1 pseudogene is annotated in these 285 nt (G+C 27.4%); it reads right to left on the minus strand.

Going from position 1 to position 285, the window contains the following annotated elements:
* A pseudogene (locus FUA24_RS25650) lies at window positions 1-150 on the minus strand (argininosuccinate lyase); the annotation flags it as partial.
* Window positions 151-285 lie beyond the last annotated feature (135 nt).

A 285-nucleotide genomic window follows, 5' to 3' on the forward strand; every position in this document is an offset into this window, starting at 1 on the left:
TAAAATACCTATACTTTGCAACATTTTAGCATGCGCCTTTGAGGCTATAACATCGTACTTAGCAATGTGAATATCTATTTCACGATCATTACCAACTGTAAATTGTTCTATTTTATTGTCTATTGATATGCCTTTATCCCAGAGTTTCATTTTATTTTGTTATTAGTTTTTAGTTACTAGTTATTGGTTTAAAAGGTGCACACCGTAAACAAACAACTATAAACTATCAACTAGTTTATAATACTTTTTCTAATAATTCAATATATATTTTAATGCCTTCTTCTA

It is taken from the genome of Seonamhaeicola marinus, from assembly GCF_008085455.1.